Below are 26,185 nucleotides of genomic sequence, written 5' to 3' on the forward strand. Positions count from 1 at the left end.
ATGAAACCGAATTTGCGCCGCGCCTTTTTGCTGGCGCTCGCCGTGATCGTGCTCATCAGTGGACAGTTCGCGGTGCCGGGCTTCGCGAGCCTGGGGCAGGTTGCCAATCAGTTGAAGATCGCGACGTTTCTGGGGCTATTCGGCCTCGCGCAGTCGCTCGTGATGATCGCGGGAGAGCAGGGGCTCGATCTGTCGGTAGGCGCGGCCGCGACGCTGGGCGGCATTCTTGGCGCCGCGCTGCTCGGAGCGGCATCGGCTGGATCGCCGGCCGCGTTCGCCGTCGCGACGTTGGCGGGCGCGCTGGTGGGCGCGCTCAATGGCGTCGGCATCACGCTGCTGGGCATCCCGCCGCTCGTGATGACACTGGCGATGGCAAGTCTCATCGACGGCGCGTTGATCGTCTGGTCGTCGGTCATGCACGTCAATACGGCCGCGAGTCCCGCACTCGCCGCGCTCGCCGGCAGGACGCTCGGCGGCGTGCCGAGCGTCGCGCTGATCTGGCTCGGCGCCGGCGCGTTGATGTGGCGTTTTCTCGATCATTCAGCCTGGGGGCGTCGCCTGATGGCGACCGGCGCGAATCCGGTCGCTGCCGCCATCGCCGGTACGCGCGTGCGCGCGATCCGCATCGCGGTTTATGTCGCGAGCGGCATCATCGCCGCTGTGACGGGCGTGCTGCTCGTCGGCTATGTCGGCCAGGCGTTTCTGGGGCTCGGAACGACCTATGTGCTGCCGAGCGTCGTCGTCGCGGTGATTGGCGGCGTGTCGCTCGCGGGCGGACGGGGCGACTACATCGCGGTCGCGAGCGCGGCCGTGCTGCTTACGGTTCTCACGAGTCTGTTGACCGCGCTGCAGATAGGCGAAGCAGGACGCCAATGCATTTTCGGTGCGACGCTGCTCGTCTTTCTCGCGCTCAACGGTTGGTCGTTCAAGGGGGCGATGCAACGTCGGCATGCATGAGGCGCTTTTCGCACTTGCGGAGGCGGCGGCATCGCCGCCCGCTGCGCGGTCATACCGGGCCGCGATGGTGACGAGGCGACCGGTGACGCGAAACCGATGCTGGCGCATCAGTCGACGGCGAATACGGCTACCGGTTGCACCAGCGTGCCCGATTGCTCCTGCAGCGAGCTCGCCGCGGCGGCCGCCTGCTCGACGAGCGCGGCATACCCGACGATCTTTTCGATGCCGTGATCGTAGTCTGCGCTTTGCTTCACGAGCCGCTCACCCAGTTCGGGACGCGCGAGCGATTTCGACAACGTTGCGATCCTTTCATGCAGGGAGTCCGGCTGGAAATAGGGGAGCCGTCTGCGCGACGAGCAGGCTGCGCAAGCGAGCCAGATGCTTGCGTGGCCTGTTCCTTATGTCGGCTCGTGTTTGAAGAACTGAAGAGCGATTTGAACCGGCGATAGGTGCGCGGCGGCGTCGTTTTGTCGCTGTGTGAAGCGTGCGGATCACTCCTTACCCGCTCGAATACCTGCTGATGGGGCAACGGTACATATTGCCAGTGAGCGGCAACGGAATTGCGAGTCCGGCTCCAGTCGAAGCACTGGACAGCCAGCGCCAGCCGGACACGGATTTTGCTCGCATAAGGGCGGGGCCCGGAGCCTCGACCACAAGGAGGACTTTCAATGAAAGAGATCGATCTGAACCAGCGCATCGAAGAAATCCAACTGGCTCTGTCCGCGTTATTCGAGTCACCGAAAGCGCCTGCGATCAGCGGTTACGACGACGGCCGGAACTTCCTCATTCAGGCTTCCTGGGTGATCGAGTCACACGGCGACACGACGCTGGATGCCCGGTGCGTGTTGACACTGCACTTTTCGGCTGCGCAGATTCAGCGTTACGCGCAGATGGACACGGCACAACGTGTCCTCGTGCGCGAACGCCTGTGCCGGATGGTCCGCGATCACCTCCGAGCGGAAGGCAGGGAACTGAGCTTGCAGGGAGAGTGCGCCGAAGATCTGCATGTGGAGGATCGGCTGCTGGATGTCGACGATCAGCTCTGATCGACCGCGGACGACGTACGTCCGCGTCGGCGAGTGACTAGCACGCCTCCTCGCTCGTGACCGGGGGATGCAGCGACTCGAGCAGCTTCACCAGCCTTGCCTGCTGCTGCGGAGTCAGTCCTTGAGTAGCGCTCACCTGCTGGACACGCGCGCGCCAGTAGGTCCGGCTGAACAACGAATCCACGCCATCGTGGGACAGGATCCGTTCCAGATGCGAAATTGCATCTCCAGCGGTCAGGGGTGTATAGGGACTCTCCCTGTCCCGGGGGCCTCTCTTGATTGTTGTTTTCATCCACTTCTCTCAGGTGGTGACCGGCTGGGTCCGGCCGTGTACCTCGGACTTCAATTGGCCCACTTGTGCCATGCAGCCCCTGCGAGGCGCGCGCGCCCGTCAGCTATCTGGCGAGCCAGGTAGCGTGACGCTCGCCGGTCCTCGCAGCGACGCGACTCATCGCAAGCGGCACGGCCCTCGGTGTTCAGCAAAGCTCCGCGGCGGCCACCCACGGCATCGTCTCGAACTTCTTGAGAACGGTGTGCAGCGATCCGGAGAACCTGTCGGCAAACGCGATCGTCATGTCTTCGACATCATGTTTGCGGTTACTCGTAATCCGTACGTCCTCGATGGCATCGGCGACCGGCATCAATACCTGCCACACTGCGGCGACCCTCATGCCGCCGCGCCTCGTACGAACCGTGATCTGATGGCCTGTGGCCTTTTGTTGTCCGGTGATTTCCGGTGTCATTCTTCAGCCCTCTCGATGTATCTGATTTTTTATTGGCGCGGTCGACGCACTTACATTCGCCCGCGCGGTTGATGCCACCACTCATGATGATCCAGATGTCGTAGCAGTCTTGCCCTTCTGCGCTCACGGCGATAGTGATCAATCACCATGAGCATTGCGATGCTGAGGGCCGTGCCCCCAATGATCAGGCCCATCCAGGTCTCACTCATGACACATTCCTCTCTCATGGAAGCACAGGGGTGTTGCGTGAACGGTTCACGCCGATTCGTCCGATGTTGCGGCACGTACCGGCGCGGTACGTTGCGTCACTGCATGTGCTGGCCGCCGTTGATCGCGATATTGGAGCCGGTCACGAAGCCGGCATCTTCCGAGCACAGATAGAGCACGAGCGCCGCGACTTCGTCGGGCTTGCCCAGACGTCCCATCGGGATATGCGGCAGGACCTTCGTGTCGAGGATCTCCTGCGGAATCGCGGTGACCATCTTGGTGGCCAGGTAGCCCGGCGAAATCGTGTTTACCGTGACCCCTTTGCGCGCCACTTCCAGCGCCAGTGACTTGGTAAAGCCGTGCATGCCGGCCTTGGCCGCGGCGTAGTTGGTCTGGCCGACCGAGCCTTTCGAGCCGTTGACGGACGAGATATTGACGATGCGCCCCCAGCCTCGTGCGACCATCTCTTCGCACAGCGGCTTGGTCATGTTGAAGACCGAGTCGAGGTTGGTGCGAATGACCGCATCCCAATTCACCTTGTCCATCTTCCTGAGGGTCATGTCCTGGGTGATGCCTGCGTTGTTGATCAGGATGTCGACCGGGCCGACTTCCGCCCGAATCTTGTCCGCGCAACGCTGGCATGAGTCGTAATCGGCCACGTCGACCGGGTAGGCGCGAAAGCTCCGGCCCTGGGCTTCCATGTCAGCCAACCATTTGTCCGCACCGGTGTTGCTCGGCGAGTGCGTGACCACCACCGCATACCCTGCGTCGTGCAGTTTCGTACTGATCGCTTCTCCGAGTCCGCCCATGCCGCCCGTTACTACTACGATTCGTTTCGTCATCCTTTCCATCCGTGATCGAAATGTTTGCGAGGATCGTGAATACCCAATGGCCGTCTCGCACAACCCGCCATTGCTTTGCCACAACGCGCGGCCGCCTCCAGCGTCACGGGAGGAGCGGCTTCCGCATTGATTGAACTGCGCGGGTTTTTATAGGCTTGGTATTGCGCGAATGGAGCTGGCGCATCAACTGGCGGCGACATGCCGCGCCGGCGCACTGCTCAAAGATTCCAGGTGCCCCGAACGGTGCTCCCCGCCTGCCGGTCCAGGCCGGCGAGTTTCCGTGTTCCTTCAAATGCTTCCGTGGCGGGCGAAAAGAACGTCGACAGATTCGTTCGGCAGAATTTCAGCAAATCTTCGGACGAAAGGTCTTTCATTGCTTCTCCTGGATTGAATTTCGAACCCGCCTGCTCCGGAGACCATATCCGCAATCAGTATGCGGAATATCGTCGGTGAGGATTCCGGAGAAAAAGTATTATTAGTAAGACTAAATGAACGCTGCAAAAAACAGTGATGTCCGGAGCGCACTTCTCATGTCTGTATTCGTCAGTCGAAATACAACATGGTGTTTCTTCACCAGTCATAGCCGCTGAGTTGGCCATGGCCCGCGTCGGTAGGTCGTGCGGCCGACCCGGCGCTTCGATGTCTAATTCAATTGTCATCAGATGAGATAACAATCGATTTTAGAGGGTTCATTCTAACTTCAAAATGTTAAATTTTCGGGAACAACGGCTAGGTGAATACCCTGCACCAAAAGCTCCGCCTTGAAGGGTGGCTGACGAGCCAAGGCGATGTTTGATCGTCCGGACAACGGACTGGAACCGCGACCCCGATGAGGCGGCTCTTCGACTGCTTCGCAGAGCATCCCTGAAATGTCATGGAAATGGCCAGAATGACAGGATCAGGCATTGGGATGAATCATTGCATGTTATGCAAGAAATGACAATTCAACCGACGCTTCCTTGCACCGCTGCTGTCGCCCGGGCGAGTCGCTGCACGGGACGCCGGTCCGCCAGCGCACTTTGCGCTGACCGTGCTCGGCTGGTTGTCCACGCAAGTGACAGTACGTGAGGGTGCGGCGCGGCACGGATGGTGAATGCGCGTCGGTGGCGGTGAGCGGTACCAGGCGGTGCGAAGGGCAATGCAGGCGCACATGGAACATCTGTCGCGAGCGTAAGATGGAAGCGATTGATCGATGAGATTCGAGGAGGCGCCATGAAGGCGGTGTGCCCGCTGCACGGGCCAACGACCATCGTCGGTACGAACGCGTACGGATTTCCGATCTATGCGTGTTGTCGCGACGACGTTCCTTATGTCATGCCGCCAGACGCCTGCACGCGTGAACCGGCGAGGCGCGGACCGGAATCGAGGCCGCCACCGCGGCAGCCTCGAGCAAAGGAATCACGCTGAGATTCGCGGTCAACGTCATGCCCGCAGCGATGCGTTATCGGCTCCAGTTGCAATCGATCAACGCATCAACGAGGCGCCAGTCCTGCCAGTCGCAAAAGTCGAGCAGCATGGTGCCGCATGGTTGCGGACGAGCCGCGAGCCGCTCGGCAAGCTGCTCGTGAATACCGCGATGCTGTGTATCGCCGCACGCCACGACGACCGGCGGCGCCGCCATCCCCGTGCCGCTGCAAAAGTTGATGATCCAACGCTCGTCGCACACACCGGGGGTGCGGTTCAACAGCAAATCGATGGCGCGCCACTTGTAAGCGATCGATGTCGGCACCGGCACGCGAAATTCGTCCTGGATGGTGAACGGCACCGGCACGTCGTCGATATCGAACGTTGCGTTGTCAGGCCAGGCCGTCAGGTCGATGCCGAGCGGCTTTTCACTCGCGAAGCGCCGCAGTAGCACGATGCTCCCGCGTACCGCCTCCAGCAGCGGCAGGTCGGAGGCAAGGTGCCAGTGCACATCGGCGTGTCGTTCGACATACCATTCGAAGGTCGCAGAAAACGCGCGGTCGCAGTCACGCGCGGGCCATTCCTCCTTGATCGACATGACGATGCATTCGCCAGGGTGACGCGCGAGAAACCGAGCGCATGTCCGTACCACATCGTCGAAACTCAGACCCAGCGAGATGCCGCCGTGATGAATCGCAAATCGATCGCGCTGATGACGGCAGCGGATGTCGAGAACCCGCACCCCATGGTGCAACTGATCGTCGAGCGTGGCATGTTGCGTGCGCGCGAGCCGGTCATCGACCGTGTAGGCGCAGGTGTCGTGGCTGCCTGGCAAGGTCAGTGCAGACAGCAAGCGGCTGCCCTCGATGGCCGACATCCAGTCAGCGGGCGAAACGTTGGGATGGGTCAGGGCAGGGCGCAAGAAAACCTCTGGATAAGCAAAGCGTCTGCTGCAACGTCGACGCAGAGTTGGAGCCCGTTACTTCAGGCCGCCCGAAAAGCCCTGCAGCAGATAGCGCTGCACATAGCCCGCGAGCAGAAGCGTCGGTACCGACGAGATCAGCCCTGCGCTCATCAGTTCGCCCCAGTCGATGCCGTTCTCGGTCACGTAACTCGCCATCGTGAGCGGCAGGGTGAAATGACTCGGTGACGAGACAAACAACAGCGCCAGCAGAAACTCGTTCCACGCGATGATGAACACGAAGATGGCGGTGGCAACGAGACCCGGCGCGCACAGCGGCACGACGATGAAGACGATGCGCTGCGCGAGGTTAGCGCCGTCGAGCGCCGCAGCCTCCTCGAATTCGAACGGCACGTCGCGCACGAACGGCAGCAACATCCAGATCGCCATCGGCAACGCGTACAGCTGATAGGCGAGTACCAGCCCAAACAGCGAATCGAGCAGATGGAGCCACTTGGCCAGCGAAAACAGCGGTACGGCCACCGTAATCGGTGGCATCAGCTTCAGTGCCAGCACGAGCATCAGGAACAGCAGATCGAGGCGCGCCGGAAACGCCAGTCGCGCGAGAGCATAGGCGGCCGGAAAAGCCAGCGCGAGTGCGAGCAACGTGGCGCCCACTGCGACCCACACGGAGTTAAGCACCGACTGGGCCATGCCGCTTTCCCACACCGCCGCGAAATGCTCGGACGTGGGCGCCGAAGGCCACAGCGCGAGCGGATGGGCGAGGCGTTCCAGCGTCGGCGTGAAGGCCGCGCCAGCCATCCATATGCACGGCAGCAGCAACACCGCCAGCGCTACGACCCGCAACAGACCTCGCACCGCGGCACCGGACGAGCGTCGCGCGAAACCCTGCAAGCGCGCGAGCGGCATCAACGGTCGCGCCTGACTGCCGATTTCCATATGTATCCCGAGACCAGCACCGCGCACGTGAGCAGCATCAATACCGAAGCCGCGCTGGCGGGTCCTACGTTGAAGAAGCGGAAACCCGTGTCGTAGATGTATGTCGACAGCGTCTGCGTCGCATTGCCCGGGCCGCCGCCCGTCAACGCGTACACCTTGTCGAACAGCTTGAAGGTATCGATCGAGCGCAGCAGCATCGCGAGTGCGAGGTGCGGTGCAACGAGCGGAAGCGTGATGTAGCGCAGGCACTGCCATTCGTTCGCGCCGTCGGTGCGCGCTGCCTCGGCGATTTCAGGCGGGATCGACTGTAGCCCCGCGAGAATGATCAGGAATGCCATCGGCGTCCATTGCCAGACATCGACCAGCATCAGTGACCACAGCGCGAGGTGCGGATCGGATAGCCAGGGCACCGCCGGTAGATCTATCGCCTTGAGCAGCGCATTCAGAAAGCCTCGGTAGTTGAGCCAGTTGCGCCAGATGGCGGAGCACACGAGCGTCGAGAGCATCATCGGCAGCACCGCAAGCGGCAACGCGATGCGCCGGCCCGCAAACGCGCGGACGAACAGCAGCGCGAGCGCGAGTCCGAACAGGACTTCAGCGAGCGAGGCCACGATCATGAACTGGGTCGTATTGACGAAGCTCGTGCCGAACTCGCCGTCCGCAATGACCGATCGATAGTTGGCGAGCCCGATGAACGAGCGATGCCCCGACGCGTAATCGACCGAGAAAAAAGAATCGATCAGCACGCGCGCGACCGGATAGAGCGCCAGCACGCCGAGCACGAGCGCGGCTGGGCTCATCAGGACGAGCAGCGGCAGATAACGTCGCAAGCGGTTCATCGATCCGTTTCCAGGCTTGCCTGCGCTGCCACTGCCGCTATCACTGGACTGCGGCGTTGGCCAGGGCGATCTTCTGTGCAGCCTGATGCAACGCTGCGTCGGGCGTGGCCTGCCCCGTCAGCGCGAGTTGCAACGCGTCGCCGAGAATCGCCTCGATTTGCTGCCAATCTCTTACGCGAGGCCGCGCACGGCCCGCTTCGAGCGCCTTCAGCTGATCCGGGTACCAGCGATATCGCCTAACGAGTGTCGGATTGACGAAGACGCTCTTGCGCGTCGGCGGAATGCCGAGCACGGCAAGTTGGGTTTGCGTCGCCGACGAAGTCAGGTAGGCGAGGAAGTCCGTCGCCACTTTCGCATGCGCGGCATCTTTCGCAATGCCCATTTGCCAGATGCCCAGCATCGGCGCCGGCCCCTTGACCTGGCCAGGCGGCGGTTGCAGCGCGACCTGGCCGACGACGCGCGACTTCGCCGGATCGTCGAGCGCTGGCAGCCAGGCGGGCCACACTTCGATGGCCTGCGCGGCCGTGCCGCCCTGCAATGCGTCGCGCACTTCACCGGCGCCATACACGTCGACATCCTTCGGTGCCCACTTCTTCAGCGCGAGCAGCATCTTCAGCGCGGCCAGCGCTTCGGGCGAATCGATCGTGACCTTGCCGTTCGTGTCGACGACTTCTCCGCCATAGGCCCAAAGGATCGGCAGAAAACCGGTGACGACGGGGTTGCCCTTCACGCCACGAAACACGACAGCGGAAACGTCCTTGTCGGCAGTCCCGATGGTCTGTGCAATCTTCAGCACCTCGTCCCAGCTGCGCGGCGGCTGCAGGCCGCGACTCGCGAGCAGATCCTTGCGATAGGCGAACATCTCGACATTGCCGACGATCGGCATTGCATATAAGGTTCCGGTCGACGCGCGTCCGAGAGAGATCGTCGACGTCACCATATCGGCATCCGCGAGCGTGGCGGGCAGCGGCTGAAGCCATCCGTTGGCGATGAATTCGGGCGACCAGGTGTCGTCCAGCATCACCAGGTCATAAGCGCGCGTGTTTTCGCGTAACGACAGCTTCAGCTTCTGATACAGGTCGTTATTCGGCAGCTTCAGCAATTCGATATCGACGCCCGGGTGCTGTTTCTTGTAGCCGTCCACCGCCTGCGCGAGTCCGCGGCCGTAGATGTCGTCCCGGCCTGCGATCACGAGATCGGCCGCGTGCGCGCCAAGTGCGGCGATGGACAGGGAAGCCGCGACGCAAGCCGCGCGAAGACAGGCGAACAGGGTCGTTCGCTGGATCATTGAAGCCATGGCTCTTGAATTCCTGTTGGGGAAAGGCGTATGCGTACGATGAGTCCAGATCAACCCATCCCGCTTTTTTTTTATCAGGCGCGTAGCGTTGCGAAAACAGATGCCAGGTTCGGCAGCGGGAATTGCAGCAACCTATCATGACGTACATATGTCAGCAAGCAGGGTTGCCGCGTAATGTTCGGACCCGCACGCAGGCGCGCATGCCACCGTCGAGTTGATCGTGGCGCGGGTTGATGCGCTGCGTCGCGGGCGGTTGCAAGGCGGCCGGACGTTGGTGCATTGAACCGCCGACACAATGCTTCGGATGACGAATAAGCGAGCGGAAGAAGGCCGCTAATCTCACACTACACAGCGATAGTTCTCACCAAGAAAAAACCGCTTCCCGCGGCGCGAGCGGCACGATTTTTCCGCTCCGCACCATGAAGTCCGTGCGGACCCGGTCATCGTTTGTACCGATTGAGCGGCGCAAAACGGGTGAATATTGTTGTGTGCGCATTCTTAAGATGCTGCAATGTGGCGGGCAATTGTTGCTCAACGATCCATTCGAATCGGAGATGCATGATGTCCAGTAACAATGTGTGGCGAAACCTTCATTGCGTCGTCGCGACGGGGATGGCAGCGGCGGGGCTAGGTCTGGCGGCAGGCGCTCATGCGGCGGCCGAGCCGATCAAGATCGGCGTGATCAGCGAAGAATCCTCGGTGGCGGGCGCTTCGATCAGCAAGGCGGCGCAGCTCGCCGCGGACCAGCTCAACGCTAGCGGCGGCGTGGATGGCCGGCCCATCCAGATCGTCGCGTACGACGACCATTCATCGGCCTCGGACGGCGTGCGCGCCTTCCAGCGGGCGGCGACCCAGGACAAGGTGGTCGCTGTGATCGGGAGCTACATCAGCGAAGTGGCGCTCGCGATGGAACCGTGGTCCGGGCGCCTGAAGGTGCCCTTCATCACCCCCGGCGCGGCTAGCAACGACATCTCGAAGCACGTTCACGACGACTACGACCACTACAAATACACATTCCACGGCTGGATGACGTCGGCATTCATCGCGCAGTCTATCTGCGACTTCTCGCACGACGTTCTGGTCGGCCAGTTCAAGATGAAAACGACCGTTGTCATGAGCGAGGACGCGGCGTGGACCAAGCCGCTCGACGAACGTTACCTCGAATGCCTGCCCAAAGCGGGACTTCAGGTGCTCGATCACATTCGCTTCAATCCTGATACCTCCGACTTCACGCCGATCTTCAACCAGATCGAGGCGAAGCACCCCGATACGATCACCACCGGCATCAGCCACGTGGGCGTGCAGCCGACCGTGCAATGGCACGACCAGCAAGTGCCGATCCCGATGTCGGGCCAAAGCTCGCAGGCCACGACCACCAGCTTCTGGAAGGACACGAACGGCGCGACCGAAGGCGTGATCACGGCCTCGGCCGCCGCGCCGGGCGTGGCGATCACGCCGAAAACGGTCCCCTTCGCGGATGAGTACCAGAAGAAGTTCGGCGTATCTCCGGCGTATTGCGGCTTCACCAGTTACGACCTCGTCTACATCATCGCGGACGCGATCAGGCGCAACAAGGGCTCGACCGATCCGGACCAGATGGTCGACGCGCTCGAGAAAACCGACTACGTGGGCACGATCGGACGCTGGCAGTTCTATGGTAAGAGCGATCAGTTCACGCACGCGCTGAAGTACGGGCCCGGCTATATCACGGGTATCAACCTGCAATGGCAGAACGGCAAGCAGGTCGCGATCTGGCCCAAGTCGATCGCCAACGGCGCGGTGAAATTCCCGACCTTCATCAAGGTGAAGCAGGCAAGCGCGAACTAGCCGTACGACGATCGCGACTGTCCGGGCGAAGGCCCGGACACCGCACGAATCGACACCCTAACCAACATGAAAGGCCGGGCATGTTGCTACTGCAGATTCTCGTCGACGGCTTTGCAATCAGCTCCCTCTATGCGCTGGGCGCGATCGGCTTCACGTTGATCTTCGGCGTCTCCGGCATCCTGAATCTCGCGCACGGCGGCGTGATGCTGGTCGCGGCGCTGATGGGCTGGATGCTCGCGGGCGAGGCGGGTCTTGGCACCTATCTCGGCACGCTGCTCGGCGTGATCGCGGGTCTCGTGACGGCCTTCGTCACCTACTTGATGGTGGTGCGGCCCATTCAACGCTCGGCTGCGATTCCCGGCGAAGAGAAGGAAATCTTCGTGCTCACCGGCACGCTGCTGTGGGGCATCATGATCCAGCAGGGCATGGCGTGGCTCTTCACCGACAACCCGGTGACGATGCGCCCGCTGATCAGCGGGGTGGCGATGGTGGGCAGCGTGCGCGTGCCGTACAACGAAATCATGATCGCCGTGGTCTGCTGGGCCGTGATCGGCATGCTGTGGCTGTTCGTGAACCGCACGCGTGCAGGCAAGGCGCTGCTCGCGGCTTCGATGAATCCGCGCGGTCTCACGCTGCTCGGTTTCGAACTCTCCCGGATCTATCTTCTCGCGTGGAGCATCTACGGCGTGCTGGCCGGCATAGCGGGCGTGCTGCTCGCTTCGTTCCTTGGCGTGAGCACGAACAACGCGGGGCAATTGACGGCCAGCGCATTCTCGATCGTCGTGCTGGGCGGGCTCGGCAGTGTATCGGGTTCGTTGATGGCGGCCTATGTCGTGGGTTATCTGGAGACGGTCACGGCCTATCTGATCGCGCCGACGCTGCGCCCGCTGCCCGCGTTGCTTCTGCTGGTGCTGGTCGTGTACGTACGGCCCCAGGGCTTCCTGGGACGCCGCTAACAGCGCGAATGGAGCGTACCCCTATGTCCGTTCTTCTCCGTTCGAGTGGCGCATGGATCGCCGTAGCGCTCGCCTTGATCGCGGCGACGTTGCCGTGGTGGCTTTCTGGCTACATCCTCGGCGTGCTCACGGTGGCGTTCTACTTCGGTGTGTTCGCGATGTCGTGGGACCTGTTGTTCGGCTTTGCCGGCGAGGTCAACTTCGGGCCGACGTTCCTGATCGGACTCGGCGCCTATTCGGCTGCGATCCTCAACGCCAGGTGGGGCCTGCCCATACCCGTTTGCGTGCTCTCGGGCGGCGGCGTCGCGCTAGTGGGCGGCTTGCTGCTCGCGGTGCCCGCGCTGCGGCTGCGCGGTCCTTACTTCGGGCTAGTTACGCTCGTGGCCGTGCTGCTGCTGCAAAACGCCATCGTGATCTTCGCGGGCATAACGGGCGGCGAGATCGGCATGATGGTGCCGGACGTGATGTCGGTCGATGCGAACCATAACTACTGGATCGCCCTCGCGTTCCTGATCGTTTGCGCGATCCTGCTGTTCGGCCTGTCGCGTTCGGCAGTCGGTCTGATCCTGCAGGCGAGCGGCCAGGACGCGACCGGCGCGCAGGCGTTGGGTTTCAATGTCGCGCGGCACAAGCTCGTGGCCTTCTGCATCAGCGCCGTGTTCTCGGGCGTGGCCGGCGCGATGCTGGTGTTCTACCAGGGCACGGCCTCGGTGAGCACGGTGGTGGATCTCAGCGTGGGCGTGCAGATCATTATCGCGGCCGTGCTCGGCGGACGCCGGACGATACTCGGAGCGGTGCTCGGCTCGATCTTCCTGATCGTCGCCGGCGAGTTCCTGCGACCGCTCGGGCAGCTCAACACGTTCGTCGTCGCGGCGGTTGCGCTGGCTGCGCTGCTGTTCTTTCCAGACGGTCTGCTCGGCAATCTGCTACGTGCGAGGGAGCGCCAATGAACCACACGCCGCTGCTCTCCGTACACGGGCTGACCAAGCGCTTCGGCGGTCTCGTCGCAGTCAAGGATATCGGCTTCGAGATCCGGCCCGGCGAGATCCTCGGTCTGATTGGACCGAACGGCTCGGGCAAGTCCACGGTCATGAAGCTGATCATGGGCATCGAGCGGCCCAATGCGGGGTCGGTCAAGGTGAATGGCGTGGAGATGGCCGGCTGGGCGCCGCACCGCATCGCGCGCGCGGGCGTGGGCATCGTGTTTCAGCATTCGCGGCCGCTGCATCGGCAAACGGTGCTGGAACATATCAAGCTCGCGCTGCTGCCTGATTCGCTCGTCAAGCTCGCTGCCGAACCCCACGTGCACCAGCGCGCGCAGGAAATCGCCGAGCGCGTGGGCCTTGCCGGCGTCATGCATCGGCATCCCGCGACGCTGCCGTTTGCGGATCTGCGCCGCATGGAGATGGCCAAGGCGATTGCGCGCGACCCGCAGGTCGTGCTGGTGGACGAGCCGTTCGCGGGACTGACGGTGGCGGAATCGCACGCGTTTTCCGAGCTGATCCGAGGCTTTCGCGCCGAAGGGCGCGCGGTGCTGCTGGTCGATCACAACGTGAAGAGTCTGTCCGCGCTCGCCGACCGCGTGCTGGCGATGTACCTTGGCGAGCGTGTCGCCGAGGGCACCGCCGAACAGGTGATGCAGAACGAGACGGTGCGCCGCGTCTATCTGGGCGGCAAGCTGGAGCTGCGCCAGCGTAGCGGAGCCGCGGGCAATGCGAAGCCCACGATCCTCGAGGTGAGCGGTGTGCGCGTGCTCTACGATAAGGCGTGCGCACTCGACGACGTCAGTCTGCAAGTGCGCGAGGGCGAATTCGTCTCGGTTGTCGGCCTGAACGGCGCGGGCAAGACGACGCTGTTCAACGCGCTCTCGGGCCTCGTGCCGTACAAGGGGACGATCCGCTTCGATGGCCGCGATCTGCGCGGTATCGGCGGTGCCGCGATCTCGCGCGCCGGCCTCGTGCAATGCCCGGAAACGCGCGAGCTATTCGGCGACATGACGGTACGCGAGAATCTCGAACTCGGCGGATATCATCTTGCTGATTCGGCGCGCACTAAGCAGCTGTCGTGGCTGTTCGATCTGTTTCCGATCCTGAAGTCGCGCCAGGGCCAAACCGCGCGTACGCTGTCCGGCGGCGAGCAGCAAATGCTCGCGATCGCGCGCGCGCTAATGACCCAACCGAAGCTGCTGATTCTCGACGAGCCGACACTCGGCCTCGCGCCCGTGATTCTCGAGCAATTGTCGAAAGCGCTGGATTCGCTGCAGAAGTCCACGCCCATCACCGTCTTGCTGGGCGAGCAGAACGTCAGGTTTGCGCTGCCGCATGCCGATCGCGTCTACGTGCTCGAACACGCGCGCATCATCTGGGAGGGCAGCGCTGCGCTCTTCGAGGCGGAGATGGGGCGCGGTTTTCTCGAGGCGGTGCCTGCCAATGACGCCGACACCACGACCTCGGGCGGCTCGCGAACCTAAGGCGTGCCGCGGCACGCGAGCCTATAGCGTGGCATCAGGACAGGGACGCAAAGCGGAATCGGCCAGCCGCCCGAGTCAATAGGCCAGTCTGCTCGGTGAGCGACGCGGCCGCGGCGGCTGCCTGTTCGACCAGCGCGGCATTTTGCTGCGACATCTGATCCATCTGCGTAATCGCGCGATTGACTTCCTCGATGCCATCGCTCTGTTCGGCCGAAGCCGTCGCGATGTCGCTCATGATCGACGTGACGCGACCGACGGCCGTCTGTACTTCGCCCATGGTCTCACCGGCCCGGCCGACGAGGCGCGAACCGTCGGCGACGCGCGCGGTCGACGCGTCGATCAGCTCCTTGATTTCCTTCGCCGCGGTCGCCGAGCGCTGAGCGAGATTGCGCACCTCGCCGGCGACGACGGCAAAGCCGCGTCCTTCCTCTCCGGCGCGCGCGGCCTCGACAGCCGCATTCAACGCGAGGATGTTGGTCTGAAAGGCAATGCCTTCGATCACCCCGATGATCTCGCCCATTCTTTTCGCGCCGTCGTGAATGTCGCGCATCGCGTCGATGACCTGACGGACGACGTCCGCGCCCGCACCGGCCGTCGCCTTCGTCGCGTCGGCCAGCTCGCGCGCTTCACGCGCGTGCGCCGCGTTCTCCGTGACGGCGTTGGTCAGTTGTTCCATACTCGCCGCCGTTTCCTCGATGGACGCCGCCTGCGCCTCGGTGCGCGCCGACAGGTCCGCGTTGCCGGCCGAAATTTGCTGGGTCGCGGACGCGATCGACTCGCTGCCGCGCGCGATCTGTTCGATCATCGTGCCGATGTCCTTCTGCATCTGCCCAACGCTTCTGACGAGGCGACCCATTTCGTCATTACTGTCGAACCGCAGTTGCTGCGACATGTCGCCCTGAGCGAGTCGCTCGACATGGCGCACCGTCATGTCGATCGGGCGCGCGATTGCGCGAAGCAGCGTGAAGCCGCAGGTGACGCAGGTCAGAAGACCGACGGCGATCGCGATTGCGGTAATGGTTGCAAGCGTCTGGTAGCTGTGCTGTGCCGTGTCGTAGCGAGCGTTGCCTTGCGCGTTGCGAAACTTGTCCAGCTCCGCGGATTTCTGCGTTAGAGCCGCGGCAAACGGCGGCATAACGACCATCGCGATCTGGTCGGCACCCTCGTGGTCGCCACGGCTCATCGCGTCCATCATCGGCTCGAGTCCGCCATGCAGCATCGCTTCGCGGGCGTCGGCGACGGCCTTCGACAAGGCCGCTTCCGCATCGGAGACGGGCAGTGCGCGGTACTCTTTCCAGGCTTTGTCGGAGACCGCTAGATAGTTGCGCGCCTTATCGATGAGGGCGGCTCTATCCGTCGCCTCCGGGTGCAGCAGCACGCGATCGAGCGTAGTGCGCACTACGGTCAGGTTCAGGTTGGACTTGCCGAGCGCGGTCGCGGCGGCCACGTCGTTGGTATACGCCTGCGCAACCGCATGGTTCGAACCGCGCATGCCGGCGATACCCAGTACGCCAGTCACCGTCAGCAGGAACCCGAGCAAGGTGAGGGTGGCGAGAAGACGGAACTTGATGGTCAGTTTCATGCTGAATTCGGAAGAGTGAGACACCGCTGGGTTAACGGCACCCATTCCGAAAAGTTCAGTTCTATTGATGGTTCGGTGAGCCATCGAGGAGCGCCTCCGCTTCGGTCGGCGATGTCGGCGAGACTGCGGGTTGCGCGGCAGGCCCCGATGTTTGGACGTGAGCCGTGTTGTCGCGATTCAGCACCACGCGCGCCAGGTTCCTATCGAGTTGGCCCTCCCAGCGAGCGACGACGACGGTCGCAACGCCATTGCGGATCAGGTTCGTGACCGCACGCGCCTCGTTCAGAAAGCGGTCCACGCCGAGCAGCAGCACGAGGCCTTCGACGGGAATCTTGTGCATCGAGGCCAGCGTCGCGGCCAGCGCGACGAATCCCGCCCCGGCCACGCCCGCGGAGCCTTTCGACGTGAGCAGCAGCACGCCGAGCACGAGCAACTGGTCCCAGATACTGAGGTGGACGTTCATCGCCTGGGCGATGAACAACGCCGCCATCGTCAGGTAAATCGCCGTTCCGTCGGCATTGAACGTGTAGCCGGTGGGCAAGACCATGCCAACCACCGGGCGAGCGCAGCCCATCGCCTCCATCTTGATCAGCATCTGCGGCAACACCGCTTCTGTCGACGCCGTGCCAAGCGTAATCAGAATCTCGTCCCTGATGTAGCGAAGAAACTTCCATAGCGAAAGCCCGCACATCTTCATGACAAGGCCAAGCACGACGAACACGAAGAAGAACGAGGTCAGATACAGACAAAGCATCAACTCGCCGAACGATGCCAACGTGCCGATGCCGTATTTGCCGATCGTGAAGGCCATGCCGCCGAATGCGCCGATCGGAGCAACGTACATGACGATCCGCACCACGCCGAACATGCCTTGAAGGAACATGTCGAGCATGTCGACGAATGGTGCGGTACGAGGTCCGAGCTTCGCCAGCGAGATAGCGAGCAGAACTGAAAAGAAAATGATCGGAAGCATCTCGCCCTTGGCGAATGCCCCGACGATGCTATTCGGAACGATGCTCATGAAGAAGTCGAGCATCCCGTGTTGCTGTGCCGCGTGCGTATAGGTCAAAATCGCGGCCGCATCGATCTGCGAGGGATCGATGTTCATGCCGCTGCCGGGTTCGATGACATTGACGACCACCATCCCCGCAATCAGCGCGACCGTCGATGCCAGTTCGAAATAGAGAAGGGCTTTCACGCCTACCCGGCCCGCCTGATGGAGGTCGTTCATGCGCGCGATCCCGACCACGACCGACGCGAAGATGATCGGCGCAAGCAGCATCCGGATCAGCTTGATGAACAGGTCGCCCAGCGGCTTCATCTGCGACGCGAGTTCGGGGTAGAAGTGACCCAGCAGGACACCGGCCACGATCCCGATGAGGACCTGAACGTACAGCTTGGAAAGTGCTCTTCTTACTTTCGATACTGGCATGTCTGTCTCCTGTGCGTGGCGTCTTCAAAGGGAAAATGCGGCCTTCCCACGCGAGCAGCGTGGGAAGGCCGCATTGAGCCGGCTTCGTTCCGTCTTTTTATGAACCATTCGACCGGGAATGTTTGTCGGTATTGTTGCGAGCGCGCGTTATTCAGCCAGCTTGCGCATCTCGGCGATCAGGTCGGATTTGCCTTCGAAGCCGATGCCGGGCAGCTCCGGCATCGTGATATATCCGTTCTCGACGCGAACGCCGTCCGGGAAACCGCCGTATGGCTGGAACAGGTCCGGGTACGATTCGTTGCCGCCGAGTCCGAGGCCCGCCGCGATGTTCAGCGACATCTGGTGCCCGCCGTGGGGAATGCAACGGCTTCTCGACCAGCCATGCTGATGCAGCATATCGAGCGTTCGCAGATATTCGACGAGACCGTAGCTCAATGCGCAATCGAATTGCAGCCAATCGCGATCGGGGCGCATACCTCCGTAGCGGATCAGGTTGCGGGCATCCTGCATCGAGAACAGGTTTTCGCCGGTCGCCATCGGCTTGTCATAGTAGTTGCGCAGCGTCGCCTGCAACTCGAAGTCGAGCGGGTCGCCCGCCTCCTCGTACCAGAACAGGTCGTACTGCGACAGCGCCTTCGCATAGCTGATCGCGGTATCGAGATCGAAGCGGCCGTTGGCATCGACCGCGAGCTTCTGGCCGTCCTGCAGCACGCTGAGGATCGAGTCGATGCGTCGCAGGTCTTCGTCGAGCGACGCTCCGCCGATTTTCTTCTTCACGACCGTGTAACCCCGGTCGATGTAGCTGCGCATCTCATCCTTGAGCTTTTCGTGGTCCTGGCCCGGATAGTAGTAGCCGCCCGCCGCGTAGACGAAGATCTTGCGGTTGGCCTCGCCATTGCCGTACCGCTCGGCGAGCAACTGGAACAGCGGTTTGCCGGCGATTTTCGCCACTGCGTCCCAGACGGCCATATCGATCGTGCCGATCGCGACGGAGCGCTCACCGTGGCCGCCGGGCTTCTCGTTGATGAACATCGTCGCCCAGATCTTGTGGGGATCGAGGTTGTCGCCGGAGTCGTCGACGAGCGCGGCCGGGTCGGCCTCGAGCAGGCGCGGGATGAAGCGCTCGCGCATCAGTTTGCCCTGACCGTAGCGGCCATTCGAGTTGAAGCCATAGCCGATCACCGGCTTACCGTCGCGGATCACGTCCGTGACGACCGCGACGAGACTCAAGGTCATTTTGCTGAAGTCGATGTAGGCGTTCCGGATCGGGGAACTTATCGGAACGGTCTTTTCGCGGATTTCAACGATTCTCACGCCACTGTCTCCAGAGATTTGAACGGTTATTGAGCCATCCTGGCTGCAATGTGGTGCATAGCTTAGCCGCGAAAGAGCTTGTTAAAATTCACTTGTGTTCACTACATATTTCACCAAAAGTGAGTACTGCACCCGTATCCGACTTCGAGTTCTTCATTCTTCTCGCAAAACTCAGGAGCATGTCCGGCGCCGCCCGGGCGCTCGATCTCAGTCCGCCAGCGGCGACCAAGCGGCTGGGGATCATCGAGCAGCGGCTCGGCGCCCGTCTGGTCAACCGGACTACGCGCAGCGTCAGCCTGACGCCCGAGGGAGAGACCTATCTGCGCTACGCGTCCCAGATCGTCGGGCAGGTCCGCGAGATGGAGGAGGCCATCTCCGGCGCCCGGCGCGATCCGCATGGGCCGTTGCGCATCAACGCGACGCTGGGTTTCGGCAGGACGACCATCGCGCCGCTCGTCTCCGACTTCGCCAGGCGTTTTCCGAACGTCGAAGTGCAGTTCGAGGTGACGGACCGGCCGGTCGATCTCGTCGAAGGCGCCTTCGACATGGCGATACGGTTCGGCGAGCTGCCGGACAGTCGGCTGAGCGCGAGGCGCATCATGAGCAATCGCCGTTTTCTTTGCGCGTCGCCGAAATATCTGGAGCGTTTTGGAGCGCCCGAGCGCGTGGAGGACCTGCATCAGCATCGGTGCATCATTCATCGGCAGAACGATGATGCTTATGGCGTGTGGCGCTACATCGTGAATGACCACATCGAGGCGATCAAGGTCAAAGGCGTGCTTTCGAGCAACGATGGCGACATTGCGCTTCGGTGGGCGCTCGACGGTCACGGGATTCTGATTCGCTCCGAATGGGATCTGGCCAAGTACGTACAGAGCGGGCGCCTCGAGCTGGTGCTGCCGAATACCGTGCTGCCGTCGGCGGACCTGTTCGTCTATTACCCGAGGCAGCGCAATCAGACGGCGCGAGCGCGGGCCTTCATCGATTTCCTGGTCGATCATTTTCAGGCGCCGTTCACGCCGGTCGACACGAGCGTCGAAGCTCCGGAAAGGAAGAAGAGGGGCTCGCGGAAGTGACGTTGATGCCGCCAGGCGTCGCCGCGACAGGTGCATAGCACTTGTTGGGGCGAAGCTTTCGATTACCCGACCAAGCTAGTCAGATAACCCTCAATATTTTGAGGGTATTGCCGTTAGAACGTCCATTGACCGACATTCCGGCGCCTTTGAGCAGAGCGCGGTGCCTCGCTAACGACCTTCATGCGCAATAACCAGCCTGTAACACAACGCGAATTCGATTTCCCCGCCTCGGAGATGCTTGTCTCGGCAACCGACCTGAAAGGAAGGATTCAGTACTGCAATCCCGCATTCATTGCGATCTCAGGCTTCACGCGAGAAGAGTTGCTCGGCGCACCACATAACATCGTCCGGCATCCCGACATGCCGCGCGACGCGTACGCCGACATGTGGGAGACGATCCGCGCGGGTCAGCCCTGGACGGCGCTCGTGAAAAACCGCCGCAAGAATGGCGACCACTACTGGGTATGCGCGAACGTCACGCCGGTGATCGAAAGCGGTCAGACCGTCGGCTATCTGAGCGTTCGCACCAAGCCTTCCCGCAACGAAGTGAGGCTTGCCGAATCAACCTATGCGCGGATGCGCGAAGGCACGTTGCGCTCGCACAAGTTGCGCCGCGGGAAGCTGGTGCGTACCGGGATAGCCGGCAAGCTGCAGGCACTGACGCACTTGTCCGTCGTGGCGCGCATCGGTATCGGCTATGCGATCGCGCCGCTGGTCTTCCCGCTCGTCGGTGCGGCGCTGTACGGCGGGATGCCGCCGCTGCCGTACTGGAGCGCGACTGGCGTCACCGCGGTGCTGGCCGGCCTGGCCTGGCTGGCGTTGAGAAAGCAATTGGGTGCGCCGCTCGCGGGGCTCTCTAGTTTCGCCACCCGTATGGCTGCCGGTGATCTGACCGCCGAAATGAGCATTTCGAGGAACGGAGATTTCGGCGACGTACTGAGCGCGCTGAACCAACTGAAGGCGAACCTCGGCGCGATCGTGCTGGACGTGCGTGGCCAGATCGGCGGGGTGGTGGACTCCGCTCGTGAAATGTCGAGCGGCAATGAAGATCTGGCGCGCCGCACTGAATCGCAAGCGGCGTCGCTCGAGGAAACCGCTGCGACCATGGAGCAATTCACCACCAGCGTGAAGGCCAATGCAGACGCCGCCGCGTCCGCGCTCGGACTTGCGCGGGAAGCACAGGATGCCGCGGCGCTTGGCGGCGAGATCGTCGGTCACGTCGAGCGGACCATGTCCGGCATCACGTCGGCGTCGCAGCGTATCGCCGATATCACGGGCGTGATCGATGGCATTGCCTTTCAGACCAACATCATTGCTTTGAACGCGGCAGTCGAAGCCGCTCGTGCCGGCGACGCCGGCCGATCGTTCGCGGTCGTCGCCACCGAAGTGCGCATGCTCGCGCAACGTTGCGCGGAGTCCGCGCGGCAAATCAAGTCCGTGGTGGATCTGACCGTCGCGGAAGTCTCGCAAGGAACGGAACTGATCGACCGCACCGCGTCGCAGATGAAAGTGATCGACGAGACGGTCAGACGCGTACTGACCATCATCGACGATGTGTCGAACGCCAGCGACGAGCAGGCCAAAGGCATCATGCAGGTGAATCAGGCAATCACGCACCTCGACAGCGCGACCCAGCAAAACGCCGCGCTGGTGGAGCAAGCGACGGCCACCGCGCAACGGCTGATCGACTCCGCTCAGGTGCTGGATGAGACCGTGCGCCTTTTCACCATTTCCGGTCAGCGTGAGTCGTCGCTCCCGGCCGCTCGATGATCGGTCTGTTGCTTTGCAGTCAACCTAGTTCGAACGTACTCACCCCGAACACGCGTTGCACGGGAATGGCCGGCGCGGCGCGCGTGTACATGCGCGCCGTTTCGAATGCGCTCACCATGCCGTAGCGTTCAGCGAGCGCGACCGCAGCCGCGTTGACTTCCGGCACATCGAGCGCGATGACTTCGCCTGCGGCGCTCGCGACCAGCCCGTCGAATAGATCGTTGGCAATCCGTGCGTCGTCGGCAAAGAGCGGACCGATCTTGTAGCCGCTCCTGCAGCGGCGCAGCACACCGTACCCTCTGATCTGATCGTTGCGCACATCCGCCAGAGCCAGCGCCTGTGACTGGGCGATCCAGTCCGCGAGGAAACGGGAACGGTTGGTCGAAAAACATGCGCTGTCGTAGGCAAGCAGTTGCGCGAAGGGTACCTGCCGCGCGTTCGTCAGCCTGGGCGTCGACGCGGCTCGCACGACGCCCTGGAAGCGGATGTTGCGATACGCGAACTGGAAGCCGGATTTCTTATAGTTCTGCTGCTGGGCAACGACACCATCGAGGCCGATCGTCCGATCTCCGAGATAGCGCATCGCGTGCTGCCACGTGCGCAGACCGAAACCCCTGGCGCGAAATGCCGGCTTGACGATGTAGAGGCCAATGACACCGAAGCGCTCGTCGTAGGCGACTGCCGAGATGCATGCCACCGGCTCGCCGCGCCAGATACCGACGAAAAAGCCATTGGGGTCTGCATTCCAGAAGCATCGCGCGTCGTCGAGGCCCGGATTCCATCCCTCTGCCGCAGCCCATTCGATCGCCAGATCGACCTCGCTTGACGACATGTTGCGCACAACGAAATCGCTATGATCATCCATGCTCAAACGCAGCAACGTGATTGGCTACAACGTCTATGCGGGCGTGAAGACGACAGCGCCATGCCCGGCAACTTGCGCGAAGGTCCGGGCAAAGCGATAGGCCTGTCCTTCGATGACCAACTGGTTGAATCCCGACCGGGTGGTCTCCAGAAGCGCGTGGACCATCGTGTTCGGAATGGCCGCGCAGCTTGTCCAGTCCGCGTCTGGCTCGCCGGGGTCGCCAAGATAGACTTCGCTATTTTCGCCGTGAGAGAGCACGAAAATCAGGCTCTGTCCTTTGTCTAGCGAAAGCTCCAGGTACTCCGAAAGCGTGGATGCCGCCTCGGTCGCTACATCGAGCGGGGCGCGAGAGGAAGAATTCATAAGTGGCCTTTGTGGTCGGGCGTGGCATCCACGGGTTACAAGACTTCGCATACCTGCAAGACGATCAATCCGGCAATTGCCCGGGCGCGCCATCCAGAATGCGAAGCTTGTCGTCGATATCGGGAAGCTGATGGCCGGCCGCGCGAAGCTCGTTGACGAGCCGATGCGCGGTTGCACGACACTGCGCCAGCGTCTCATGCAGTCGCGGTTCGCCCCGCAGACCCGCCACCACCTTTTCCAGCTCGGAGGGAGGCTCGCTCAGCAGCGCGGGCACCACCTCTTCTGGCGGAATCAGCGACCCGTGGCTCAAAAGCTGAGCCGTCCAGTCGCATACATACAGCAGCGTGCGCCGCTCGGTCCGTTTCGCTTCGTCCTGCTCCAGGGTCGCGAGACTGTGCCGGTTCTTGTGAATCGAAGCGCGCCAGGTTGCAAGTATGTCGGCGCGCAACTCCGCAATTGCATTGCCGAGAGACGTGCTCTGTCCGCCAACCACGAGCCGGCGTTCATCGAGCCTGTCGACGTGGTCCCGGTATCGTTCGAGGAAGGGCTGCCAGTTCAACGGCAATTCGGTCGTCTCGGAGAACGAGCGGCTGATCTCATTGAGCTCGCTCCTGACCTCCTCGATGGCCCGCGCATCGGCAAGTCGCGCCTCATAGACCTCGTGAGCGGTCACCATCTGGCGATGAAGCGCGAACAGCGGATTCTTGTGGCGGCGTTGCAGGTGTCGCTCGGCAGCGCCGGGATGAGCGCTCCATCGCCAGTTGGGCAGCGATTTCGCGTCGAACTCGACCGCGTCTACCATCGGCCGGAATACCGCCAGCCCCTCTTCGGTTGCATGGCGGAAACAGTCGGCCAGCTTGAAGTCATTGCCTTGCACGTGAGTGCCTTCGGTCCCCGCATATGGAGAATCCGGCGCGAGCCGCAGGAAGGCGGTAGCGAGGAAAAACTCCATCGGCAGCTCGACGGACAGTCCCTCCAGGCGGAAGGTGCGCTGTTGAGCGGAAAGGTCTTCGACAGAATGCGCGAGGCGGTTTTCGAGCTCGAGGAGCGAGTCGATCTTGTCGCCGGAAGACGGCTGCATCGCGTCGGCGAGCAGGCAAAAAGATTCGCGCACCATTTTTGCCGCGATGGTGCCGTGCTTCTCGGCGAAAAGCCACAGCCAGAGAGCAAGCTGATAGCCCCGAACTCCGTTTCGGGCGAGCGTTTCGACTTCGGGCGTGAAGGTGATCCCGGGCGCGGCCCAGTTCGCAAACGGTGGCGAGTCGCTGACCAGGTACATGTCCAGAAGCTGCTTCAACGACTCATGCGTCCCGCTCGGCCAGCTTCGTGTGTCGTCGTTCTGCTTCTCGGTCTTCCAAAGTTTCCAGGCCATCGTGGACCTCGCAAGAGTGTGCGGGATGCGGCTTGGTGAAGATACTTGCACACTCGGTCGGGGGCGTAAACCGGCGCTTGACCTTGTTGACTCGGACAGGCTGTTGCGGCGCGATGGGGGTTTAAAGCGGGTCAAAACGCTATGACGGAGAGGCGGCTTGTGGTCGATCAATGCCGCCATAAGTCAGGCTTTCTCTGCCTGTTCGACGTAGGTCTGATGCTAGCCGGAAGCGGGTTTCCGGGCAGCCGCGGCGCGGATCGTGCGCCGCGACGGCGCAGGTTTCCTGGATGCCGGGATCGCTTCAGGATAGACCCGCAACGAGCCACGTGCGGTACGCGACTGGCTCCGGAATTCGGGAATTCGTGGCGTCGTTCGCCGGAGGCCCGGTTTTCGTACTAGGCTAGAAGCCGGATCGACGAAGACCGGCTGACGCGCGACCCATCCGCAGTCGGGCTGGCCGGTGTGCGACGTGTTTTCATCGGCGTGTTGCCGCAATGGAGCGAGGTCCACCATGCAATTGTCCGCCGTTAAGGTCGTCAAGCCCGAAGCGACCAACTTCATCCTCGGGCAAAGCCACTTCATCAAATCCGTCGAGGATATTCACGAAGCGATGGTCGGCACGGTGCCAGGCATCAAGTTCGGGCTCGCGTTTTGCGAGGCCTCCGGCAAGCGCCTCGTGCGGCGCTCCGGCACGGACGACAGCCTCGTCGAAATCGCATGCCAGAACGCGACCAACGTCGGCGCGGGCCATAGCTTCTTCGTATTTCTCGGCGACGGCTTTTTCCCCGTCAACGTGCTGAACACGATCAAGGCCGTGCCCGAGGTCTGCCGCATCTTCTGCGCAACGGCGAATCCCGTCGAAGTGCTGATCGCTGAAACGGATCAGGGGCGCGGGATCGTCGGCGTGATCGATGGCTTTCCACCCGTCGGCACCGAAAGTGCGGAAGACGTTCAATGGCGCAAGGATCTTTTGCGCACGATAGGCTACAAGCTGTAGCCGCTGCGCTTTCACTCGCTTTACACGCGCCGCCCTACCTGCCGACATGCTATGGAACGACAACGACGCCTGATTCCGGGCACGCTGTGGCCCGCCATTCTGCGACAGACCGACCATGCGCTCGGTTGCGGCGCGCTGCGGCCGATCGACACGCAACAGTGCATGATCGACAGCGGCGGCATCCGCTTTCTCGTGCGTCAGGTGTCGAGCCTGACGCACAAGGAACAGCAGCGCGAGCAAGCGCAAAAGCTGCAGACCGCAAAGCGCCCGCAAGCGGACCCATTTCTTCCCCCCGACCCGGATCTGTTCGTCGCCGATATCTCCGACACGCATCTCGCGTTGCTCAACAAGTTCAACGTGATCGATCATCATCTGCTGATCGTGACGCGCGAATTCGAACCGCAGGAAGCGCTGCTCGATCTTGCCGATTTCGAAGCGCTGCTCGCGTGCATGGCCGAATTCGACGGCGTCGGCTTTTACAACGGCGGCGCGGAGGCGGGTTCGAGTCAGCCGCACAAGCATCTGCAGATCGTGCCGCTGCCGCTCGGGGACACCGGTCCGCCGGTGCCTATCGAGCCCTTGCTGGGCGCGCACGAACGCTCGCCGGAGCTGCCGTTCTGGCATGCGTTCGCGCGCTTCGACGCGGATGATCTGACGCGCGCGGATGCGCCGAAGCTGGCGCTGTCCCGCTATCGCACGCTGCTCGAAGCGGCGGGTGTCGGCGCGCTCGAAATCGATCGTGTGTGGTGTCATGCGGCGCCTTACAACCTGCTGGTCACACGGCGCTGGATGCTGCTCGTGCCGAGATCGCAAGAGCGTGTGGAAGGCGTGTCGGTCAACGCGCTCGGCTTTGCGGGTTCGCTGTTCGTGCGTGACGCGGCTCAACTGGACGTGATCGAAAGGCTAGGCCCGATGACGGTATTGGAACGCGCCGCGCTGCCTGCGAACACATAGCGACCGAGCGG

Annotated in this window: 25 protein-coding genes; 10 read left to right on the forward strand and 15 right to left on the reverse strand. The window is 62.4% G+C overall.

Features of this window, described 5'->3' with window-relative positions:
* Positions 1 to 957: an ABC transporter permease gene (locus AB3X86_RS18730; RefSeq protein ID WP_368597143.1), complete on the forward strand. Its 957-nt coding sequence runs from the start codon at positions 1 to 3 to the stop codon at positions 955 to 957.
* Positions 958 to 1,064: 107 nt separating this feature from the next.
* Here the strand turns inward: AB3X86_RS18730 and AB3X86_RS18735 are convergent, their stop codons facing one another.
* Entirely contained in the window at positions 1,065 to 1,253 is a 189-nt protein-coding gene (locus tag AB3X86_RS18735) for a hypothetical protein (RefSeq protein ID WP_368597144.1), read from the reverse strand.
* 372 nt (positions 1,254 to 1,625) lie between these two features.
* Between AB3X86_RS18735 and AB3X86_RS18740 the strand changes: the two genes are divergently transcribed.
* Complete coding sequence (locus AB3X86_RS18740) at positions 1,626 to 2,003, forward strand: DUF3022 domain-containing protein (protein WP_368597145.1); 378 nt, start codon at positions 1,626 to 1,628, stop codon at positions 2,001 to 2,003.
* Positions 2,004 to 2,040: 37 nt separating this feature from the next.
* On the opposite strand, the gene AB3X86_RS18745 is transcribed toward AB3X86_RS18740, so the two are convergent.
* From AB3X86_RS18745 to AB3X86_RS18780, 8 genes are all read right to left on the reverse strand, one after another.
* The gene (locus tag AB3X86_RS18745) at positions 2,041 to 2,295 is read right to left on the reverse strand and encodes a hypothetical protein (protein WP_368597146.1); all 255 of its coding nucleotides are present in this window, start codon (positions 2,293 to 2,295) and stop codon (positions 2,041 to 2,043) included.
* A gap of 184 nt (positions 2,296 to 2,479) precedes the next feature.
* Positions 2,480 to 2,746, reverse strand: a complete 267-nt coding sequence (locus AB3X86_RS18750; protein ID WP_176111277.1) for a hypothetical protein — start codon at positions 2,744 to 2,746, stop codon at positions 2,480 to 2,482.
* A 305-nt stretch (positions 2,747 to 3,051) separates the two neighbouring features.
* Positions 3,052 to 3,795, reverse strand: coding sequence for an acetoacetyl-CoA reductase (phbB, locus tag AB3X86_RS18755; protein ID WP_176378279.1), 744 nt, complete (start codon positions 3,793 to 3,795; stop codon positions 3,052 to 3,054).
* Positions 3,796 to 4,013: 218 nt separating this feature from the next.
* The gene (locus AB3X86_RS18760; RefSeq protein ID WP_368597147.1) at positions 4,014 to 4,169 is read right to left on the reverse strand and encodes a hypothetical protein; all 156 of its coding nucleotides are present in this window, start codon (positions 4,167 to 4,169) and stop codon (positions 4,014 to 4,016) included.
* A gap of 1,067 nt (positions 4,170 to 5,236) precedes the next feature.
* On the reverse strand, positions 5,237 to 6,076 hold the full coding sequence (locus tag AB3X86_RS18765) for a phosphatidylinositol-specific phospholipase C (RefSeq protein WP_368597148.1): 840 nt from the start codon (positions 6,074 to 6,076) through the stop codon (positions 5,237 to 5,239).
* Positions 6,077 to 6,178: 102 nt separating this feature from the next.
* Positions 6,179 to 7,030 carry a carbohydrate ABC transporter permease gene (locus tag AB3X86_RS18770; RefSeq protein ID WP_368597292.1) on the reverse strand — a complete coding sequence of 284 codons (852 nt, stop codon included), beginning with the start codon at positions 7,028 to 7,030 and terminating at the stop codon, positions 6,179 to 6,181.
* Positions 7,030 to 7,899, reverse strand: a complete 870-nt coding sequence (locus AB3X86_RS18775) for a carbohydrate ABC transporter permease (RefSeq protein WP_368597149.1) — start codon at positions 7,897 to 7,899, stop codon at positions 7,030 to 7,032. Before AB3X86_RS18775 ends, AB3X86_RS18770 begins: the two co-directional genes overlap by 1 nt.
* A gap of 40 nt (positions 7,900 to 7,939) precedes the next feature.
* Entirely contained in the window at positions 7,940 to 9,196 is a 1,257-nt protein-coding gene (locus AB3X86_RS18780) for an ABC transporter substrate-binding protein (protein ID WP_368597150.1), read from the reverse strand.
* Between the two features lie 561 nt (positions 9,197 to 9,757).
* On the opposite strand from AB3X86_RS18780, the gene AB3X86_RS18785 reads away from it, so the two are divergent.
* The 4 genes from AB3X86_RS18785 to AB3X86_RS18800 all read left to right on the forward strand — a co-directional run bounded on the left by AB3X86_RS18785 (position 9,758) and on the right by AB3X86_RS18800 (position 14,449).
* Positions 9,758 to 11,023 (forward strand): ABC transporter substrate-binding protein, encoded by a 1,266-nt coding sequence (locus tag AB3X86_RS18785; RefSeq protein WP_368597293.1) that lies wholly within the window; start codon positions 9,758 to 9,760, stop codon positions 11,021 to 11,023.
* 80 nt (positions 11,024 to 11,103) lie between these two features.
* Positions 11,104 to 11,979, forward strand: a complete 876-nt coding sequence (locus tag AB3X86_RS18790; RefSeq protein ID WP_176111270.1) for a branched-chain amino acid ABC transporter permease — start codon at positions 11,104 to 11,106, stop codon at positions 11,977 to 11,979.
* A gap of 23 nt (positions 11,980 to 12,002) precedes the next feature.
* Positions 12,003 to 12,929, forward strand: coding sequence for a branched-chain amino acid ABC transporter permease (locus AB3X86_RS18795; protein WP_368597151.1), 927 nt, complete (start codon positions 12,003 to 12,005; stop codon positions 12,927 to 12,929).
* Positions 12,926 to 14,449, forward strand: coding sequence for an ATP-binding cassette domain-containing protein (locus AB3X86_RS18800; RefSeq protein WP_368597152.1), 1,524 nt, complete (start codon positions 12,926 to 12,928; stop codon positions 14,447 to 14,449). Before AB3X86_RS18795 ends, AB3X86_RS18800 begins: the two co-directional genes overlap by 4 nt.
* Positions 14,450 to 14,483: 34 nt before the next feature.
* Here the strand turns inward: AB3X86_RS18800 and AB3X86_RS18805 are convergent, their stop codons facing one another.
* From AB3X86_RS18805 to AB3X86_RS18815, 3 genes are all read right to left on the reverse strand, one after another.
* Positions 14,484 to 16,031, reverse strand: a complete 1,548-nt coding sequence (locus tag AB3X86_RS18805; RefSeq protein WP_368597153.1) for a methyl-accepting chemotaxis protein — start codon at positions 16,029 to 16,031, stop codon at positions 14,484 to 14,486.
* Positions 16,032 to 16,092: 61 nt separating this feature from the next.
* The gene (dctA, locus tag AB3X86_RS18810) at positions 16,093 to 17,463 is read right to left on the reverse strand and encodes a C4-dicarboxylate transporter DctA (protein WP_368597154.1); all 1,371 of its coding nucleotides are present in this window, start codon (positions 17,461 to 17,463) and stop codon (positions 16,093 to 16,095) included.
* Between the two features lie 147 nt (positions 17,464 to 17,610).
* Positions 17,611 to 18,777, reverse strand: coding sequence for a mandelate racemase/muconate lactonizing enzyme family protein (locus AB3X86_RS18815; RefSeq protein WP_176121951.1), 1,167 nt, complete (start codon positions 18,775 to 18,777; stop codon positions 17,611 to 17,613).
* 119 nt (positions 18,778 to 18,896) lie between these two features.
* Here AB3X86_RS18815 and AB3X86_RS18820 point away from each other — a divergent pair, with 119 nt between their 5' ends.
* Both AB3X86_RS18820 and AB3X86_RS18825 read left to right on the forward strand, forming a co-directional pair.
* Complete coding sequence (locus AB3X86_RS18820) at positions 18,897 to 19,853, forward strand: LysR family transcriptional regulator (RefSeq protein WP_368597294.1); 957 nt, start codon at positions 18,897 to 18,899, stop codon at positions 19,851 to 19,853.
* A gap of 180 nt (positions 19,854 to 20,033) precedes the next feature.
* Entirely contained in the window at positions 20,034 to 21,623 is a 1,590-nt protein-coding gene (locus AB3X86_RS18825; RefSeq protein ID WP_368597155.1) for a methyl-accepting chemotaxis protein, read from the forward strand.
* 19 nt (positions 21,624 to 21,642) lie between these two features.
* Here AB3X86_RS18825 and AB3X86_RS18830 read toward each other — a convergent pair whose 3' ends face one another.
* From AB3X86_RS18830 to AB3X86_RS18840, 3 genes are all read right to left on the reverse strand, one after another.
* Positions 21,643 to 22,488, reverse strand: coding sequence for a GNAT family N-acetyltransferase (locus AB3X86_RS18830; protein WP_368597156.1), 846 nt, complete (start codon positions 22,486 to 22,488; stop codon positions 21,643 to 21,645).
* A gap of 33 nt (positions 22,489 to 22,521) precedes the next feature.
* Positions 22,522 to 22,851: a hypothetical protein gene (locus AB3X86_RS18835; protein WP_176121955.1), complete on the reverse strand. Its 330-nt coding sequence runs from the start codon at positions 22,849 to 22,851 to the stop codon at positions 22,522 to 22,524.
* 64 nt (positions 22,852 to 22,915) lie between these two features.
* Complete coding sequence (locus tag AB3X86_RS18840) at positions 22,916 to 24,148, reverse strand: tryptophan leader peptide (RefSeq protein ID WP_368597157.1); 1,233 nt, start codon at positions 24,146 to 24,148, stop codon at positions 22,916 to 22,918.
* Between the two features lie 586 nt (positions 24,149 to 24,734).
* Here AB3X86_RS18840 and AB3X86_RS18845 point away from each other — a divergent pair.
* Positions 24,735 to 25,220, forward strand: a complete 486-nt coding sequence (locus AB3X86_RS18845; RefSeq protein WP_176111261.1) for an adenosine-specific kinase — start codon at positions 24,735 to 24,737, stop codon at positions 25,218 to 25,220.
* Positions 25,221 to 25,271: 51 nt separating this feature from the next.
* Entirely contained in the window at positions 25,272 to 26,174 is a 903-nt protein-coding gene (locus AB3X86_RS18850) for a DUF4922 domain-containing protein (RefSeq protein ID WP_368597158.1), read from the forward strand.
* Positions 26,175 to 26,185: the final 11 nt, after the last annotated feature.

Origin of the sequence: Paraburkholderia sp. BR14374 (genome assembly GCF_040948685.1) — a bacterium.
GTDB lineage: Bacteria > Pseudomonadota > Gammaproteobacteria > Burkholderiales > Burkholderiaceae > Paraburkholderia > Paraburkholderia youngii.

Excerpts from the sequence above, each read along its gene's own strand:
- AB3X86_RS18730 (WP_368597143.1), top strand. The coding sequence starts at position 1 with ATGAAACCGAATTTGCGCCGCGCCTTTTTGCTGGCGCTCGCCGTGATC.
- AB3X86_RS18740 (WP_368597145.1), top strand. The coding sequence starts at position 1,626 with ATGAAAGAGATCGATCTGAACCAGCGCATCGAAGAAATCCAACTGGCT.
- AB3X86_RS18745 (WP_368597146.1), bottom strand. The coding sequence starts at position 2,295 with ATGAAAACAACAATCAAGAGAGGCCCCCGGGACAGGGAGAGTCCCTAT.
- AB3X86_RS18750 (WP_176111277.1), bottom strand. The coding sequence starts at position 2,746 with ATGACACCGGAAATCACCGGACAACAAAAGGCCACAGGCCATCAGATC.
- phbB (WP_176378279.1), bottom strand. The coding sequence starts at position 3,795 with ATGACGAAACGAATCGTAGTAGTAACGGGCGGCATGGGCGGACTCGGA.
- AB3X86_RS18760 (WP_368597147.1), bottom strand. The coding sequence starts at position 4,169 with ATGAAAGACCTTTCGTCCGAAGATTTGCTGAAATTCTGCCGAACGAAT.
- AB3X86_RS18765 (WP_368597148.1), bottom strand. The coding sequence starts at position 6,076 with ATGTCGGCCATCGAGGGCAGCCGCTTGCTGTCTGCACTGACCTTGCCA.
- AB3X86_RS18770 (WP_368597292.1), bottom strand. The coding sequence starts at position 7,030 with ATGCCGCTCGCGCGCTTGCAGGGTTTCGCGCGACGCTCGTCCGGTGCC.
- AB3X86_RS18775 (WP_368597149.1), bottom strand. The coding sequence starts at position 7,899 with ATGAACCGCTTGCGACGTTATCTGCCGCTGCTCGTCCTGATGAGCCCA.
- AB3X86_RS18780 (WP_368597150.1), bottom strand. The coding sequence starts at position 9,196 with ATGGCTTCAATGATCCAGCGAACGACCCTGTTCGCCTGTCTTCGCGCG.
- AB3X86_RS18785 (WP_368597293.1), top strand. The coding sequence starts at position 9,758 with ATGTCCAGTAACAATGTGTGGCGAAACCTTCATTGCGTCGTCGCGACG.
- AB3X86_RS18790 (WP_176111270.1), top strand. The coding sequence starts at position 11,104 with ATGTTGCTACTGCAGATTCTCGTCGACGGCTTTGCAATCAGCTCCCTC.
- AB3X86_RS18795 (WP_368597151.1), top strand. The coding sequence starts at position 12,003 with ATGTCCGTTCTTCTCCGTTCGAGTGGCGCATGGATCGCCGTAGCGCTC.
- AB3X86_RS18800 (WP_368597152.1), top strand. The coding sequence starts at position 12,926 with ATGAACCACACGCCGCTGCTCTCCGTACACGGGCTGACCAAGCGCTTC.
- AB3X86_RS18805 (WP_368597153.1), bottom strand. The coding sequence starts at position 16,031 with ATGAAACTGACCATCAAGTTCCGTCTTCTCGCCACCCTCACCTTGCTC.
- dctA (WP_368597154.1), bottom strand. The coding sequence starts at position 17,463 with ATGCCAGTATCGAAAGTAAGAAGAGCACTTTCCAAGCTGTACGTTCAG.
- AB3X86_RS18825 (WP_368597155.1), top strand. The coding sequence starts at position 20,034 with ATGCGCAATAACCAGCCTGTAACACAACGCGAATTCGATTTCCCCGCC.
- AB3X86_RS18830 (WP_368597156.1), bottom strand. The coding sequence starts at position 22,488 with ATGGATGATCATAGCGATTTCGTTGTGCGCAACATGTCGTCAAGCGAG.
- AB3X86_RS18835 (WP_176121955.1), bottom strand. The coding sequence starts at position 22,851 with ATGAATTCTTCCTCTCGCGCCCCGCTCGATGTAGCGACCGAGGCGGCA.
- AB3X86_RS18845 (WP_176111261.1), top strand. The coding sequence starts at position 24,735 with ATGCAATTGTCCGCCGTTAAGGTCGTCAAGCCCGAAGCGACCAACTTC.
- AB3X86_RS18850 (WP_368597158.1), top strand. The coding sequence starts at position 25,272 with ATGGAACGACAACGACGCCTGATTCCGGGCACGCTGTGGCCCGCCATT.